The organism is Ruminococcus sp. (assembly GCF_024684275.1).
Map to the genome: position 1 here is coordinate 1 of NZ_JAIKXF010000056.1, position 17,018 is coordinate 17,018.

A 17,018-nucleotide genomic window follows, 5' to 3' on the forward strand; every position below is an offset into this window, starting at 1 on the left:
TCCGCCCGGAACCGTAGTAGGCATATCGCCCTTGATCTTAGCATTCAGACCTGACTGAGCATTACCGCCGTTTCCTGCATCTGAGCCGATATTAGCGTTTCCGTTGGTATCGAAGCCGCCTGCAAAGCCGCTCCAATCCATACCGCCCTGCTGTCCGCCCTGACCGCCGAACTGGCTGAAGTCAAAGCCACCCTGCTGCTGACCGCCCTGACCGCCGAACTGGCTGAAATCAAAGCCACCCTGCTGCTGACCGCCCTGACCGCCGAACTGGCTGAAGTCAAAGCCGCCCTGCTGCTGTCCGCCCTGACCGCCGAACTGGCTGAAATCAAAGCCGCCCTGCTGCTGTCCGCCCTGCTGAGCGCCCTGGGTATTTCCTGTAGTCACAGCAGGAGTTGTTGACTGACCGCCGCCTGTGGTAACGGTAACGCTCTTAACGTTAGCCGAACCGTTTGAGCGGTAGCCTTCTATATTAAGAGATACCTCATAAAGAGTACCCGACATATCAAGTCCAGCCTTTGACCATGCGTCAAAATGACCGCTTACGTCAATAGTGCCCTTCATGTAGTTTGTCTGATTATTTGCCGAACCGCTGGTCTGACGAACGCTCCAGTACTGTGGGAATGTTGCAGTACCGTCAAGTGACGGCTGGTTGTAACGCATCGACTTACGGATATCATATGTGTTTCCGTTAAGGGTTACTGTACCCTTGTTTTCACCGTCATTTCCCGGTGGTCTCCAGTCGCCCCAGCCTTCAACGATGTAGTATTCCATCAGCGGATTTCTTGTCCAGCCATATACACACATATAGGAATTGCCCTTGGGTGTGTACTCAACATCATAAGTAAGTGTGATGCCGTTGAGCTTTGTGTAGTTGATCTTCTGGCTGTCGTAGTTTTTACCCATACGAGCAAGGAAGTTCTCAATGTTGCTCCATGAGCAGCTGAAAGAACCTGCTCCCGGATTCATCGAAGCCTGTCCCTGTCCGTTCTGGTTCCACATCTCGTAGTCGTAGCCGCCTATATTGCCTCTTGTCTGCTGATCGGCAGCAGATGCGACAGTCGGGATGCTGGTCGCGATCATCAGTGCAGAAACGGTGCCGCTGATGATCCTTTTCATTTTTGATAGTTTCACTTCAATCACTCCTTTGTTTTTTGAAAAGCAAATTAATGATTTCAGTAATCCCCATGAGTTACGAACTCTTTATATGTCTATCTCCAAGTATAAATCTTAACTTTTTCAAAAACAAGTCATTTCTTGCTGACATTATTCATTATGACCAAAATTTGCTCACAAATACGGTAATGTTTGTTCAATGAATTGAGCTTATATGGCTATATTTCTTGAATTGACCAAGTTTTGCGAATTATCCAAAGCACTAATACATATATTTAATATTATTCACATTTCATTAAATATTACCTTAAAATAGTCTTAAATACGACAGGGATTTTGCACAATTATTATAATATTACTATGTGCTATATTTACATATTTTATCAACATCAACTGTTGAAACCTGCGCTTTTTACACTTTTTCATGCAAAATGTGGGTTGTTTTGTGACTAAAATATAGATATAATAAAGATGGAATATAAATATCCGATCTTTCGGACGTGCCTCAATGATATATATGCATATCAGAAAGGACTCTGCCGCGTCCGGGTCGGTAAATATTCCGAGATAAATATATAAAAGGGGAATTAATAAAGGTCAAGGAGGGATCACTATGTTGAACACCAGAATGAGTACGATGAATATGCTCAGGTACTGCGACGAAGCACTCGCCTGGGACGAATTCTCGGACATCGACAAGCTGTTTTTTGAGTCTGTGAGAAAAATTCTTCTCGGACAATGTGCTCCCACGGACATTTCCGAGAGCACAAGAAAAGACCTTATGGGCATAGAAAGACCGGTCGATGAAAACGAGCTTGAATTGGAATATGAAAAATATGACGACATCTTCTGCGATATGTCAGACGATGAGATCCCTGATTTCAGCTGCTATTGATGTTGTTCATTCCATAGGATAAGGCGGAGCCGTCGGTGTAATGCCGGCGGCTCCGCCACTTTAAGATGTATAAAAGCACGAAACCTACCCTTGCAAGAAATAGCGCAATTGTCATCATAGTGCATGATTTTCCGCGCTTTTCTCTTGTAAAGGCAGGTTTCGTGTCTCTGATAAAGGGCTGAAGCTCTCAATAACTTCTTTTGAACACTTACAATCATGGCTGCGAATTCGCCGCTGCTTATAGCACTGTAAGTCTTCATTCGGTATTTAAAATACCATATTAGGGGGCTTGTATCTTTCTTTCTTCTATAATCATATTTTACTACAAAACGTATTAAAAGTCAATAGTTAAATTTGCTATAATTGCTATGCCTACTTTATGCATTTTAACAAATTCTCCTATTCAGCGTGGTTGTACACTGATTATGTACACATTTTATTAAAAATTCAAGTTTACAAGCGGTATATTTATTCTGTTTTAGACCACTTGTTACAGACCGCCGGACATGGCTGCGCTCTCATGGCTTTTCAGGAGCTATATCACATGAATTTGCCATATTGCTTTGCCGCCCATTTCTCTCACATTTTTTGTGCTCAAATGGCGTGATATTTCGTTATAATGACCATATCATCGCAATTGACACAGCCGCTTCAATATGGTATACTATCCTTAAAGTTATTTTACGGGTTTTGTCAAAACATATAAGGCACCCGTAATCACCGTTTAATCGGCATTTACCACAGCATTAGGGAGATATGATTATGAAAGAAGCTTTACTTATCATCGACGTTCAGAACGACTACTTCGAGGGCGGAGCCTGCCAGCTCCACGATCCGCAGAAGGCTGAAGAAAAAATCATCGAGCTCATCGAAGAAAGCCGCTCAATCAATCGTCCGATAATTTACGTCAAGCACATCAACCCGGACACCGAGGACTTCTTCAACGAGGGCACATATGGCTGCGAAATATCAGAGCGTATCAAGCCGCTCCCCGACGATATCGTCATCAACAAGTACTGCCCCAACAGCTTTCTCGGAACAGAGCTCAACGACTGTCTGCGCAGTCTTTGCGTCGAAAAGCTTATCGTCTGCGGCATGATGACTCATATGTGCGTCGATACTACGGTCCGCGCAGCAATGGACCACGGCTATGAGGTAGCTTTAGTTGCTGACGCCTGTGCTACAAAGGACATAGAGATAAACGGCGAGGTGATACCTGCCGAGACAGTTCAGAAAACCTACATTGCCTCTCTGGCAGGTGTTTTCGCTGAAATAGTATAAAATCCCGTAAATATCACATAATAAGCAAAATATGAAGGGTGGATAGCCATGAAAGCAGCATTTTTCGACACTAAGCAGTACGATATGCCGTCATTTGAGAAGCTTGGTAAGGAAAAGAATATTAGGTTCAAGTTTTACGAGACAAAGCTCAACGAAGACACCGCCGACCTTGCAAAGGGCTGTGACGCAGTCTGCGTTTTCGTAAACGACACCGTCAATGCGGCAGTCATCGACAGACTCTGTGAGCTGGGTGTAAAGGTACTTGCACTCCGATGTGCAGGCTACAACAACGTTGACATAAAGTACGCTAAGGATAAGATAAAGGTAGTCAGTGTTCCTGCTTACTCCCCTTACGCAGTCGCAGAACACGCAATGGCACTTCTGCTTACATCTATCCGACGCGTCCATAAGGCGTTTATACGCACAAGAGACCATAACTTCTCATTGAACGGTCTCACAGGCTTTGACCTTCACGGAAAGACCGTGGGAGTTGTGGGAACAGGTAAGATAGGTCGAATTTTTATAAATATCTGCCGCGGCTTCGGCATGAACGTTATCGCATACGATAAGTTTCCTGCAAAGGACAGCGATATAGATTACGTTGACCTTGACGAGCTTTTCAGCCGTAGCGATATAATCTCGTTCCACTGTCCTCTCACCGAGGAGACCTACCACATGATAGACAGCAATTCCATAGACAAGCTGAAAAAAGGCGTAGTCATCGTCAACACTTCCAGAGGAGCTCTCATCGACGCCGAGGCTCTCCTTGAAGGCATAAAAGCCCGTAAAATAGGAGCTGCCTGCCTTGACGTATACGAGGAAGAAGCTGATGTGTTCTTTCAGGATTTCTCAGGACACATCATTGCCGACGATACCCTTGCACGGCTTATCTCAATGCCTAATGTCATCGTTACTTCACATCAGGCTTTCCTTACCGAGGAAGCTCTCCACAACATCGCAGAGACCACAGTCAGCAATATTCTCGCCTGTGTAAACGGCGAGGAGTGCCCGAACGAACTCCATATCTGAGGTGAAAACAATGCTTACAGGAAAAACTGTTTTACTTGGTGTCACAGGCTCTATCGCAGTATATAAAATATGCAACTTAGCCCGTATGCTCACAAAGCTGGGGGCTGACGTACACGTTGCAATGACGCCTAATTCGCTGAACTTTGTTCATCCGCTCACCTTCGAGACACTCACTCAGCACAAGTGCCTTATTGACACCTTTGACCGCAATTTCGAGTACAGTGTTGAGCACGTTTCAATTGCGAAAAAGGCTGATGTAGTTATGATAGCTCCTGCTTCTGCAAACGTTATCGGCAAGATAGCAAACGGTATCGCAGATGATATGCTCACAACTACTGTAATGGCGTGTACCTGCAAAAAGATAATCGCGCCTGCCATGAACCACAATATGTTCCATAACCCCATAGTTCAGGACAATATCGGGAAGCTGAAAAAATTCGGCTATGAGATAGTAGAGCCCGTCCGCGGAATGCTTGCTAACCGCGACATCGGCGACGGAAAGCTCCCCGACGAGGAAACCTTGCTTGAATATATCATTCGTGAGGCAGCATTTGAAAAAGACCTTGCAGGCAAGCGTGTGCTCGTCACCGCAGGTGCTACCCGTGAGAGCATAGACCCCGTCCGCTTTATCTCCAACCACTCCAGCGGCAAAATGGGCTTCGCCCTTGCACGAGCAGCAATGCTCCGCGGAGCTGATGTTACAGTTGTTGCAGCACATACCGACGTTGAGTCGCCTATGTTCGTGAATGTAGTCCCCGTAAAATCCGCAGAGGATATGTTCAATGCCGTAAAGGAGCGCCTTGACAGCACCGACATCGTTATCAAAGCAGCCGCCGTTGCGGATTATACTCCCACAACTACTGCCGACAGCAAGATAAAGAAGTCCGACGGCGATATGAGCATACCGCTGAAGCGTACAACCGATATTCTTAAATACATCGGAGAACACCGCCGCGAAGGACAGGTGGTTTGCGGCTTCTCAATGGAGACCGACAACGTCATTGAGAACTCCCGTGCAAAGCTTACTAAGAAAAACTGTGATATGATATGCGCAAACTCACTGAGGAGTGCAGGTGCAGGCTTCGGCACTGACACCAATATCATAACAATGATAACAAAGGACGACACTGAGGAAATGGAGCTTATGAGTAAATTTGACGCCGCAAACGTCATACTCACGAAGCTGAAAAACCTCTCAGAATAACAAAAATACCTCCGTTTATCACGGAGGTATTTTTTTGCTTTATTTACGAAGCCTTCTTTGTAGTCGCCTCTGTTTTGCTGCCTGCTTTGGAAGAATACTCATCAGCATACTTCTTAGCCTCTTCAACCATTTCCTTGAACTGCTCCTCAGTCATGAAGTCCTTATAGTCCTCATACTTAAGGCTGTCCCAGTCAAATTCTGCCATGTACTTCTCATAGTCGAAGTCCTCAAATTCGTCATCATCGAAGGCAGAAGTTGTAGGCTGACGGTCATCGTCCTCGTCCTCATCTAAGTCAAGGTCGAAGTCCTCATCGTCCCAGTCGAAATCGTCGTCTTCAATGTCAAGACCGCTGTCTACTGAATCATAGAGCTCCTCTGCTGCATACTTTGCAAGCTCATCAGCTGTTTTATCATCAATGCCTATTTCAGTCATAACGCCCTTTGCGAACTTGCTGAACTCGTCCTGTGAAGCATATTCCTCAAGCTTGAAGTTGTCAGCGTCCTTAACGTCTACCATGAAAGCGCTGTCCTTGCTGGGAACGTCAACGCTTGTGCCGTAGTCTACAGAGTAAGCAAGCTTGAGCTTACCGTAGTCTTTGCCTTCAATGCGGAGCTCATATCCGACCTCCTGCTGCTTTCCGTCAGAGCTGAATGTGATGTCGATAGGATCAACATCAGGGATATTTATAACGAAATCGCCGTTGAAGTAGCCCTTTTCCTTGTCAACTATCTCAAAGCTGTCAAACTTGATAACAGCTTCTTCCATTGATGTATTTGAGTTGAAGTTTCCGTCATCGTCATAGTCGTATGAATAGTGAGGATATGCAATAGTAACATCACCTGTATACTTATCCTTGCCCTCTTCCTCTGCTTTGAGCTTCACTGAGAACTCCTCTTCACCGTCAGAAACAAACTTCATCTCGCCTCTTACGTCCTTGCCGTCCTTGCCGAGGATCATTGTGAGCTTTTCTTCCTCAGCCTCAAAGCCAAAGCCGCGGATAGTACCTGTAGCGTCTATGTAAGTATCGATAGTGAATACGGTATCCTCGTCGAAGTCGTCCTCATCGAGCTGTTCCTTCAGCTCATCTATAGCGTCATTGATAGAATCCTTAAACTCGTCCTCGCTGTCAACAGCCTTTACCTTGTCAACAACGATACCCTTGATTATATCATCGCTCTTGATCTCCTTGAGGAATTCAACACCAAGCTTTGTAACGTCCTTTTCATTGAGCTCAACAGTAGCTACCGTATAGTCAGCCTTTATATCGCAGATATCAACAGACTCCTTCTTTTCAAGCTTAACGTCGTCTGCGAAGCTGCCCCATACGCCTGCATATCTGTTTACCTCTGTCTCAAGCTCGTCAGGCGAGAGGAATGAAGCAGGATCATTCATGATCTCCTTATAGGTGTTGAAGATATCATTAGCCTCCTCATCGCTCATGAGCTCGTCCATAGTCTCGCCCATTGAAACGCCTATCCACTGCTCCTTGAGCTCGGGGATACGAACGAAGTAGTCCATAACATCAGCATCGATAGCTGCTTCAGCGCCGACTACTCGCTTGTCGCTGAGTTCAAGACCTAAGCCGCAGTTTGTCTTGCCCTTCTTTACAGACCAATCAGCTGCGATGCCGATAGAATCATTATTCTTGATAATATCCTCAAACTGCTTTGTCTCGTCGTTTGAGCTGCCGTCGAATATCTCCTTCATGAGCATATCCTTAGCGTCCTGAGTTGGCTCAAAAGAGAGTTTGAACTTAGCATCAGCGCCCTTTTCCATATTATCTATGCTCTTTTTGTAATTCTCGCTGAGCATCTGACCGAGGTCTTTTGAATTATTCTCGGTCACCCATGCATAGTAATTCTCAGGGCTGCTCATTCTGAGCTTTACCTGATTCTTGACAGTATCAGAAGCTGCATATGCAGCTGTAGAACCGCCTACGACAACAGCTGCTGATATTCCCCCTATCAGAGCAGCCTTTCTGCCCCTGCCCTTTTTGGTAACGTTGTCAACGCCTGAAACGCTGAGCTCCTCATTAATGGGCTGGCTGTCGAACTGTGTGTTTTCAATGCCGTTTTCATTGTGATCATTTTCAAACATACTGATCCCCTCCTAAAAATCATGTTATTCAGAGAGCTTATAGCCTCATATGATAATCTTATCACAAACTTATGCAAAAGTCAATATCTCTCCCATTTTGTATTCATGCTGTAATAATTCTGATATGAATAATACATAAAATCCGGTCAATAATAAATATGTTCCCAAAAGGAGCTACTAAAGTATAGGAGATATAATCATGGACGAACAGAAAAAGAACAAGAGCATCAAGTGCGACGTATCTCAGTGCCGTCACAATCTCGTATCCGAGAACTACTGCTCTCTCGACTGCATTTCAGTAGGCACACACGAGGACAATCCTACTGTCCCCGAATGTACAGACTGCAATTCATTCGTAGTCCGCTCAGGCTGCTGCGAATAAGCAAAAAAATAAGCAGTTCCGTCAATGGAACTGCTTATTGCATCTTATCGTGATTACTGAGCATTAGGAGCGCCTACAGGACATACACCTGCACAAGCACCGCACTCTACGCAAGCGTCTGCGTCGATAACGTATTTTCCGTCTCCCTCAGAGATAGCGCCTACAGGACACTCGCCTGCACAAGCACCACACATTACACAATCATCAGAAATAATATATGCCATTTACATACACCTCCGTGTTATTCGCGGAGCTTCTGCTCCCCGTGTTTTTATTTTACCATATCTGTGTGAAAAATCAATAGCTTTTTGTTAGTACAAGCTTACATTTTTGACACAGATCGCTGTATATCCGCAAAAAAGCTCTGAGAGTCTGTCTCTCAGAGCTTTGTCGTCATGCCTTATTCTTAGTTTTTTCATTCTTTTTGGCAAGCTTCTCAGCAGACTTCTTTTCCTTTGCAGTTTCAACATGAGCGCAGGCTGTTCCTGCCGCTGCCCAGAATACAGGTGCATATGCGATACTGCTGCAGCTTATGAAGAACATAAGCACACCGCCCAGCGTAAGCACGAATATCGTGAATGCCTCGGCGTTCTTTCTTCTGCGGAGAGCCTTATAGCCCATGAACAGAGCAGGGATAAGCGCCAGAGCCAGTGCGATAAGCGAAGGAACTCCCCTTGTAGCCGCAGTATAGAGATACTCATTATAGGTCTTATCGAAAATGCCGTCATTTGCTGTCATTATATCCTCTATCTCGGTAAGCTCACCAACCTTGTGTACCTGAGGAAAAGCAAGCTGTTCGGGGCCAGTGCCAGTCAGAGGGTCCTTGCCGATGATATTCATGGTTTTTTCGTTCATATAGGTATAAACGTCCACAGGATCATCTATATCCACAACTTTTGCATTAAAGCTGCCCGATGCCGAGGCTCTCATATATGCATCAGCCCACCATGCTATCCTGCCGTCGTAGGTCCTGTATTCGGTGATATTGCCTACAGCGCCTGCATAAACCAGTACAACAGCCAGCGCAGCTCCTACAGCAGAGGCTAAAACAGACACAAGGCGCACCTTAGGAGCCTTGAGAGCAAATACAGCAGCAACAGCCGCGATAACTGAAAATACCAATCCGCAGATACCTATTATAGAGTAAGTAAACATAATAACAAATGAGAAAAGCATTGCTGCACAGACAAAAATTATCCTGCGCTTTTTGTTTTCAGATGAAACAAAGCCTATGAGAGCAGCCGAAAGCGCCAGTGTCAGCACCATTGCCAGGAATATGGGAGACATTGAAAGTCCCGAGGCTGCCATAGCTTTATCGTCCATAGATACCAGATCATAATGCCTGTTTTTGACGAATATCTGTATCAAAGACACCAAGCTGTTGAGAGCACCGACTCCTACGATACCGTTTATAAGAGTCTCTACAGCCTTTTCGCGCTTTATCGCCGCAGCCGTTGTAAAGAATCCGAAGTAGAACATTAAAGCAAGAAGTCCCTCGCCTCTGTTGGGGTATCCATAGAGGGAGATATTCAGGTCATAGCCGTTTATAAGGGAAACAACGCCCCAGCCCACAAGTGCGCCCATAGCACATACGGGTATAACTGCGCCTTTGCCGATATACTTCTTCATAAGAGCGATAAGAGCAAGTATCATGCATATTACGCCGCCTACAGCAAGTCCCCCTGCTGAAAAGGCATATGATGCCTTATCCGTTATCTCAGGGATAATGGTGAACAGCGGCACTGCCAGCATTGCTGCTATAAGCCCACGTGAAGCCAGCTTTGAATACTGTTCCTCTGTCATGTTGAGAATAAAGTTTGATTTTTCTGTGGTTTTAAAAATAGTTTTTGCCATGCTAAAAAATTCCTTCCTGCTTTTATGCAGAGTTATTTACGAGAAACGGTAACTGTATAGCTGTCTCCGTTTTTCTCACCAATAGTGATAATGACGCCGGGATCAAAAGACTCTGCGCCGCCGCTGTCATACCAGCAGAAGCCGCTTATTGAGCTTTTTACCACATCTCCTGTCCTGCGCAGATTATCCTTTTCGCCGTCGTCAACGAGCCTTACAAAGCGTCTGCCCTTATCTTTATTTGTAAACTCATCGTTTCCGCTCTCGTATTTGAATACCCTGCGCCAGCCGTCGTTATATTCGGTAGCCTCGACATGGAGTATCCTCACACCGCTGCCAATAGGTCTCCACCAGAAATTCTTCTTGACGTCGCTGTTGTTCTGATCGAGAGTTGTGTATTCAAGAATAAAGTATTCCGACTTATATTCGCTGTTGAGCGTACCTCTCGGTATAATAAGGCAGTTGCCCTCGTCGCTCTGACCGTTTGTGAGGGTAAAGGTCTGAGTGCCCTTAGAGCTGTCATAGACCTGTATCTGATCCTCTCTGTACCAGCCAAGCATAAGCTTTGAAATAGCGCTGAAATCAGAATGTGCCTCGTCCATGAGGTCATAGCCTGCCGAGCCGTGAAGCCCCTCGAAGTCCTCACCGTTATCTACATACAGATAATAATCGGGAAGTCCCATACAATGTCCCATTTCATGAAGATATGTGGAGGTAAAGTTTGAATAGTCCGTATCCGAAGTGATATCTGCATTGCCGGTGATAACGTGCCCCATAGTCATGCCGTCCAGCTTGAGCCAGTAGTCGCCGCCGAATTCACCTGCGCATGGCCACCATTCCTGCTCGTCTGATGAACTGGGCACACAGAAGAGCATAGCGTCAACTATACCGTCATGGTTGGCATCAAACTGCGAGTAATCCACAGTACTGTCCATATTCTTTAATACCTCGGTAGTAAAATCCGCCTTGAATATATCCCCCTCATATGAGCTGATATTATTCTTGCAGGTATATCTGTAAGCCTTGCCCTGAAGCTTCATAGCACCCTTTGAAGCTCTTGAATAGAAAGCCGAACAGCTCTCATAGGGATACAAAGGCGAGCTTTCATTTTCGGGACCAAAGGCAATTTCCTCTATCTTTTCCGTGGTCGGCTCATATTTGAATTTGCAGTCAGGGAAATCCACATAAAAGACTATCAAATTAGCCTTGCCCTGTGAAGGCAGAGTCCCGTACATATCGTAAACAGGCGCAGGGATAAAATCCTTCTTAGTCGGAACTGTAGTCGTAGTAGTTGTTGCAGTGGTCGTTGAAGTTGCCGTCGTAAGCTTAGCAGTCGTTGTAGTTGTAGTCTCATCGTGCCAGAGGAAAATCTCTCCGTACTTATCCGCAGAGATAAGCTGCTTCCTCATTTCCACAAGGTCGAATATATCGACTATCCCGTCTCTGTTGAGATCAGCCTTCTGGACTGAGATACCACCGCTGACGGTCACGACCTTTTCAGGACCGGTCTTTATTGCATACTTTCCGCTGCCAAGAGTGCAGACGCTGCTGTCTCCCAGCGGCTGAGCACCGTGCAGATGCTTGCACAGCGTTACCATATCTGCCACGTTGACCTGTTTATCGCCGTTCAGGTCTCCCATACTGTCTATCTGCTTCCACGCAGCAGATGCCGATAACGGAACAGCCGCCAGTGCCAGCACCGCAGCAGCCGCAGCAGATGCAAATAATCCCCATAACTTAGTTTTTTTCATATCATTACCTCCCTCTGTACTTATTCTTTTCTCTTTTTTACCTATTTCATTCTGAAGGCATGGGAAATAATACTTTCTCATGTCTCCAGAGTGAAATAAAAAGCGGCTGTCGAGCATAATATGCCCGACAGCCAACGTTCTGCGGTAAAAGCATACCGCAGCAGAGTGCGTTATTTTGCGTAGTCAGTAACTCTGCTCTCACGAATGAGATTGACCTTGATCTGTCCCGGATAATCCATCTCAGCCTCGATCTGCTGAGCGATCTGTCTTGCGACGAGAACCATTTTCTCATCGTTGATGACCTCAGGAGTGACCATGATCCTGACTTCACGTCCTGCCTGTACAGCAAAGCACTTCTCAACGCCGTCATAAGAGGTGCATATCTCCTCAAGTTTCTGAAGGCGCTTGATATAGCTTTCGTAGTTTTCGCTTCTTGCGGCAGGTCTTGCAGCGGAGATAGCGTCGGCTGCCTGAACTATGCAGGCAATGACTGTTTTCGGCTCAACGTCGTTATGGTGAGCCTCGACAGCGTGTATAATAACAGGATTTTCGTTGTATTTTTTACAAACATCAACACCGATCTGAACGTGCGAGCCCTCGATCTCGGAGGTAAGAGCCTTACCGATATCGTGGAGAAGTCCGGCACGTCTTGCCATATTGGCGTCAACGCCCAGCTCTGAAGCGAGAACTCCGCAGAGCTTTGCAACCTCAATGGAGTGATCCAGTACGTTCTGTCTGTAGCTTGTACGGAATTTAAGACGGCCGATAAGCTTGATAAGCTCGTGGTTAAGGCCGTGAACGTTAGTCTCGATGACAGCGCGTTCACCCTCCTGCTTGATCTTGTACTCTACCTCACGGCGAGCCTTTTCGACCATTTCCTCAATACGTGTCGGGTGGATCCTTCCGTCGGAAATAAGCTTTTCGAGGGCGATCCTTGCTACCTCACGTCTGATCTGGTCAAAGCAGGAAATTGTAATAGCCTCAGGGGTATCGTCGATGATAAGATCGACGCCTGTAAGAGTTTCGAGAGTTCTGATATTGCGTCCCTCACGGCCGATGATACGTCCCTTCATTTCGTCATTTGGCAGAGGAACTACTGAAACAGCAGCCTCAGAGACCTGATCCGCAGCCACTTTAGCGATAGCCAGAGAGATATAGCTTCTTGCCTTCTCCTGACATTCGTCCTTGATGATCTGCTCGTAAGCCTGTACCTTTACAGCCTTTTCGTGGACGAGGTCGTCCTCCAGCTTGGAAATGATATACTCCTTAGCCTGATCCTTAGTAAATTCAGAGATCCTCTCCAGAATATCCATCTGGCTCTTCTTGATAGAATCAGCTTCCTTGAGTTTTTCGTCAGCCGACTTTATCTTCTGATTGAGAGTCTCCTCCTTCTTTTCGAGATTATCAGTTTTCTTGTCTAAATTCTCTTCTTTCTGCTGCATACGTCTTTCCTGACGTGACAGCTCTGCTCTGCGATCCTTGATCTCCTTATCCGCCTCGGTGCGGAGCTTATGTATTTCGTCCTTTGCCTCTATGAGGGCGCTTTTCTTCTTATTGTCAGCGTCCTTTTCGGCATCCTCAACGATACGCTCTGCCTGCTGTTCAGCAGAACCTACGATTGCTTCTGCGTCGTGCTTGCGCTTTTCCACGCCTGCCTCAACGCCCTTTTTGTAGAACAGAGCATAACCCACTCCAACGCCTGCTGCCAGCGCAGCAATGATAAGAACAATAGCGATGATTGGATCCATACAGTGCATTACCTCCTTTTCGTAAAAAATAATCAAAAGTTTGTATCATAGTTTTAATTATTACTTAAAGGCGGTAAATGCCGCATTATTTTATTCATTTATAAATATATAGATGAAGAGCTTTTTGAGCTCGCAAAAGATAGACGGACGTTATAATCCCCGTCCAAAATTTTGTTCCGTTATCATATTTAGACCGCGCGGACATCTTTATATATCGCCGCTGCGGATAATGATTTAAAACAAAGCTGCATATACTGCCATAGTAATATTATGCAAATAAATACAACATAATTATTATATAATATTTCAGGCGTTCTGTCAATAGATTTTTGTGAAGAAAAATACTTTTTAGTGTACCAAGTCATGTTTCATAATGCATTATGCATAATTTCAGTACAAAAAAGACTGCCGCCGAAGCGACAGTCCGTCATTTATCATTTCTTTTCAGGCTCCGGCTCTATAACAGGAGCGTCAACAGCGTTCTTTCTGACGCTTGCAATGCCCTTCTTGCAGCTGTCCTTCTTGACATAGCCCTCGCTTGCGGCGATTATCTCGCCGTTCTTTGCTTTAAGGCGGAATCTGAATTCGCCTGACTTGTCCTTATATATCTCGAACTTAGGGTTATTTACTGTCTGGAAGCCTTCCACAGTCTGATCCTCAAGATTAGCCTCGGGAGCGTTCTTCATAACGCTTGAGATACCGTTTTTAACGCTTGCGAGAGTATTGTATACCTCTCCGCCCGTAGCGATGACCTCTCCATTGCCTGCCTTCAGGCTGAATGTGAAGCCTGTCTTGGTAGCTTTGATGATAAATTTGCCCATGATTTTTTCAACACCTTTCAGCAAAAGTAATAATTAAACCGATTGCATATCCGATTTATATCATAATTATAACTGAATACTGCTGACTTGTCAATAGTTTTTGTGAATTTTCATCAAAACGCCAAAATATTTACCATTTTAAAGTTTCATAGCTGACAGCGGAGAGGACCTCTATATACCCGTGATATGGCGCTGTACAGGTGCAAAAACGAGAGTCTCTGCCTTTTTACGGCTCAGGGCATAAAATTACCGAGTCTGAAATTTCAGACCCGGCAACCATAGTTTCTTTTTAACGAAGCAGCATGAATACTGCTGCACTTTATCTTAAATTATGATGAAGCTCTCGAGAACAGTCTCGCAGGTTATAGCAAAATAGTCCTTTTCTCTCAGCTTGTCAACACATCTGACAGCCTGTGCGGGATCTATGAAAAGTCCGAACACTGCCGAGCCGCTGCCTGTCATGACAGCTCTGCGAGCACGATATTTCAGCATATTGCTTTTTATGTCATCCACCTCGGGAAGCTTCACAGCCTGTTCAAACAGATTCCCGAAGTACCTGTAAGCCGTATCGGGAGCCGAATTTATGGCTTCCACCAGCTTGTGAGTCTCAGGGTGAGCAGGAGCAGTCAGGCTGTCGATATTTCGGTAAGCCTCTGCGGTGGAAACGCCCTCTTTCCCCTTTGCGATGACCAGTATTCGTCCCGAATAATCGGCAATAGGAGTTATTTTCTCTCCGATGCCCTCAACATAGGCTGTACCTCCAGTAAGGAAGAAAGGCACATCGGCTCCCAGCTTTTCGGGAGCGCTGACGTTTTTCCCTGTCATTCTGCCGAGGCAGTACAATACAGCCGCAGCATCGGTGCTTCCGCCGCCCATGCCTGCCTGTGAAGGGATACCCTTCTTTATATGTATACGGCAGCCGCAGTCCATACTGTTCTCCTCAAAGAACAGCTTTGCAGCCTTATATGCGATATTGCGTTCATCACATGGTATAGGATCAGAATCCGCAAACATCTCGGGTACCTCGCAGCTCAGCTCTATGCCGCTGTTTGTCAGCTCAATGTCAACCTCATCGTAAAGCCCCACGGTCTGAAAAACACTTTCAAGACTGTGATAGCCGTTGGGAAGCTTGCCCGTGACGTCCAGAGCAAGGTTTATCTTAGCCGCAGTTTTTACCCTCATTCTTCTCAGCCTCCAGTTTTTTCAGGAACTTTTCGATACGGGATATAGCCTCCATAAGGTGTTTAAGTGAATAAGCGTAGGATATACGCATATAGCCCTCGCCGCTGTCTCCGAAGGCACTTCCCGGAACAGCCGCCACCTTGCCCTCAAACAGCAGTCTCTCGCAGAACTCCTCGCTTGTGAGACCTGTACTCTTGATACAAGGGAACACATAGAATGCTCCTTCGGGATTAAAGCAGGTCAGACCGAGGCGGTTGAACTCGCCCACCAGATAGCGGCGGCGGATATTGTACTCGTCAACCATTTTAGCCACCTCTGCATCGCAGGAGGTAAGCGCTTCAACAGCGGCATTCTGACTTATAAACGGGCTGCACATGATGCCGTACTGATGTATCTTGGATATCTGACTGATTATCGGCTCGGGAGCAGTAACATAGCCCAGTCTCCAGCCTGTCATGGCATAAGCCTTTGAGAAGCCGTTTACATAGATAGTACGCTCTCTCATACCCTCAAGCTCAATAATCGAGAAATGCTTTCTGCCGTAGGTCAGCTCGGAGTATATCTCGTCGCTGAGCACCATGATATTGGTATCGCGGAGAAACTCCGCAATAGGCTCTAAGTCCTCCTTAGTCATAACAGCTCCCGTAGGATTGTTAGGGAAAGGCAGTATCAGGAGCTTTGTACGCTCTGTTATCTTGTCCTTGAAATCATCAAGAGTGAGCTTGAAGTTATTCTCTATTTTTGTGGGAACAGATACGGGAACACCGCCTGCCAGCTCAACAAGAGGAGCATAACAGACAAAGCATGGCTCTACCACCAGCACCTCATCGCCGTTGTCAAGAAGTCCTCTGAGCGCGAGGTCTATAGCCTCAGAGCCGCCCACTGTCACGATTATCTCCTTGTCGGGATCGTACTTTACACCGTGCTTTTTCTCGATAGTCTGTGAGATAGCACCTCTCAGGGGAGCAAGTCCCTTGTTCGGTCCGTAAATGATGTGCTTGCGCTCCAATACCTGTATTGCAGCCTTTCTTATAGCCCACGGAGTATTGAAATCGGGCTCGCCGACACCGAGAGATATAACATCGTCCATAGTGCCTGCGATGTCAAAGAATTTACGTATTCCCGAGGGCTTTATGCTTTTGATCTTGTCCGAAAGGACCTTGTCATAATCTATCACGATCAGCCGAGTCCCCTTTCGTCAGGCTCTTCACCGTCGATGAATATGCCCTTTTCCTTGTATTTTTTGAGAATAAAGTGTGTAGAAGTCGAAAGAATGCCGTCAATTGTAGCAAGTCTCTCTGATACAAAGAAAGCAACGTCCTTGAGGTCATTTCCCTTGACCTCAACAGCAAGATCGTAAGCTCCCGATGACATAAGGCTTACGCTCTCTACCTCATCATACATCATTATAGTCTTTGCTATATCGTCAAATCCGCAGTCACGCTGTGGAGTTACTTTAAGCTCGATAGTAGCATAAACAGTGGATTTGTCATAAAGGTCGTCATCCACAATAACGCTGTAGCCCTTGATAACTCCGTCCTTTTCAAGCTTTTCTATCTCAGCGGCAGCTTCCTCCGCCGAAATCCCCAGCATTTCGCCTAGAGCCGTATTTGATATACGGGCATTCTGCTGTAATATTTTTATAATATCTTTCATAGTATCA

Annotated in this window: 15 protein-coding genes; 5 read left to right on the forward strand and 10 right to left on the reverse strand. The window is 45.9% G+C overall.

Features of this window, described 5'->3' with window-relative positions; translation table 11 throughout:
* Nucleotides 1-1,131: glycoside hydrolase family 11 protein (locus tag K5677_RS06740; protein ID WP_296726099.1), on the reverse strand; the 1,131-nt coding region annotated here is incomplete at its 3' end.
* A 595-nt stretch (nucleotides 1,132-1,726) separates the two neighbouring features.
* Here K5677_RS06740 and K5677_RS06745 point away from each other — a divergent pair.
* The 4 genes from K5677_RS06745 to coaBC all read left to right on the forward strand — a co-directional run bounded on the left by K5677_RS06745 (nucleotide 1,727) and on the right by coaBC (nucleotide 5,522).
* Nucleotides 1,727-2,008: a hypothetical protein gene (locus K5677_RS06745; RefSeq protein WP_296726102.1), complete on the forward strand. Its 282-nt coding sequence runs from the start codon at nucleotides 1,727-1,729 to the stop codon at nucleotides 2,006-2,008.
* Between the two features lie 762 nt (nucleotides 2,009-2,770).
* A complete protein-coding gene (locus K5677_RS06750) occupies nucleotides 2,771-3,289 on the forward strand; it encodes a cysteine hydrolase family protein (RefSeq protein WP_296726104.1) in 519 nt (172 codons plus the stop codon).
* 48 nt (nucleotides 3,290-3,337) lie between these two features.
* On the forward strand, nucleotides 3,338-4,318 hold the full coding sequence (locus K5677_RS06755; RefSeq protein WP_296726107.1) for a 2-hydroxyacid dehydrogenase: 981 nt from the start codon (nucleotides 3,338-3,340) through the stop codon (nucleotides 4,316-4,318).
* Between the two features lie 10 nt (nucleotides 4,319-4,328).
* A complete protein-coding gene (coaBC, locus tag K5677_RS06760; RefSeq protein ID WP_296726109.1) occupies nucleotides 4,329-5,522 on the forward strand; it encodes a bifunctional phosphopantothenoylcysteine decarboxylase/phosphopantothenate--cysteine ligase CoaBC in 1,194 nt (397 codons plus the stop codon).
* A 43-nt stretch (nucleotides 5,523-5,565) separates the two neighbouring features.
* On the opposite strand, the gene K5677_RS06765 is transcribed toward coaBC, so the two are convergent.
* Nucleotides 5,566-7,620, reverse strand: coding sequence for a DUF6583 family protein (locus K5677_RS06765; protein WP_296726113.1), 2,055 nt, complete (start codon nucleotides 7,618-7,620; stop codon nucleotides 5,566-5,568).
* Nucleotides 7,621-7,819: 199 nt separating this feature from the next.
* On the opposite strand from K5677_RS06765, the gene K5677_RS06770 reads away from it, so the two are divergent.
* Nucleotides 7,820-8,002: a DUF1540 domain-containing protein gene (locus K5677_RS06770; protein ID WP_028515346.1), complete on the forward strand. Its 183-nt coding sequence runs from the start codon at nucleotides 7,820-7,822 to the stop codon at nucleotides 8,000-8,002.
* Nucleotides 8,003-8,055: 53 nt separating this feature from the next.
* Here K5677_RS06770 and K5677_RS06775 read toward each other — a convergent pair whose 3' ends face one another.
* The 8 genes from K5677_RS06775 to K5677_RS06810 form a co-directional block, all read right to left on the reverse strand.
* Nucleotides 8,056-8,226 carry a 4Fe-4S binding protein gene (locus K5677_RS06775; protein WP_028515345.1) on the reverse strand — a complete coding sequence of 57 codons (171 nt, stop codon included), beginning with the start codon at nucleotides 8,224-8,226 and terminating at the stop codon, nucleotides 8,056-8,058.
* Between the two features lie 169 nt (nucleotides 8,227-8,395).
* Nucleotides 8,396-9,856, reverse strand: coding sequence for an O-antigen ligase family protein (locus K5677_RS06780; protein WP_296726117.1), 1,461 nt, complete (start codon nucleotides 9,854-9,856; stop codon nucleotides 8,396-8,398).
* A gap of 32 nt (nucleotides 9,857-9,888) precedes the next feature.
* Nucleotides 9,889-11,604 carry a dockerin type I domain-containing protein gene (locus K5677_RS06785; protein ID WP_296726120.1) on the reverse strand — a complete coding sequence of 572 codons (1,716 nt, stop codon included), beginning with the start codon at nucleotides 11,602-11,604 and terminating at the stop codon, nucleotides 9,889-9,891.
* 170 nt (nucleotides 11,605-11,774) lie between these two features.
* Nucleotides 11,775-13,352: a ribonuclease Y gene (gene rny, locus K5677_RS06790; protein WP_296726122.1), complete on the reverse strand. Its 1,578-nt coding sequence runs from the start codon at nucleotides 13,350-13,352 to the stop codon at nucleotides 11,775-11,777.
* Nucleotides 13,353-13,786: 434 nt separating this feature from the next.
* Nucleotides 13,787-14,173, reverse strand: a complete 387-nt coding sequence (locus tag K5677_RS06795; protein ID WP_296726125.1) for a YegP family protein — start codon at nucleotides 14,171-14,173, stop codon at nucleotides 13,787-13,789.
* Nucleotides 14,174-14,497: 324 nt separating this feature from the next.
* Nucleotides 14,498-15,355 carry a 4-(cytidine 5'-diphospho)-2-C-methyl-D-erythritol kinase gene (ispE, locus tag K5677_RS06800; RefSeq protein ID WP_296726127.1) on the reverse strand — a complete coding sequence of 286 codons (858 nt, stop codon included), beginning with the start codon at nucleotides 15,353-15,355 and terminating at the stop codon, nucleotides 14,498-14,500.
* On the reverse strand, nucleotides 15,333-16,532 hold the full coding sequence (locus tag K5677_RS06805; protein WP_296726128.1) for an aminotransferase class I/II-fold pyridoxal phosphate-dependent enzyme: 1,200 nt from the start codon (nucleotides 16,530-16,532) through the stop codon (nucleotides 15,333-15,335). Before K5677_RS06805 ends, ispE begins: the two co-directional genes overlap by 23 nt.
* Nucleotides 16,533-16,534: 2 nt before the next feature.
* Entirely contained in the window at nucleotides 16,535-17,011 is a 477-nt protein-coding gene (locus K5677_RS06810) for an Lrp/AsnC family transcriptional regulator (protein WP_296726131.1), read from the reverse strand.
* Nucleotides 17,012-17,018 lie beyond the last annotated feature (7 nt).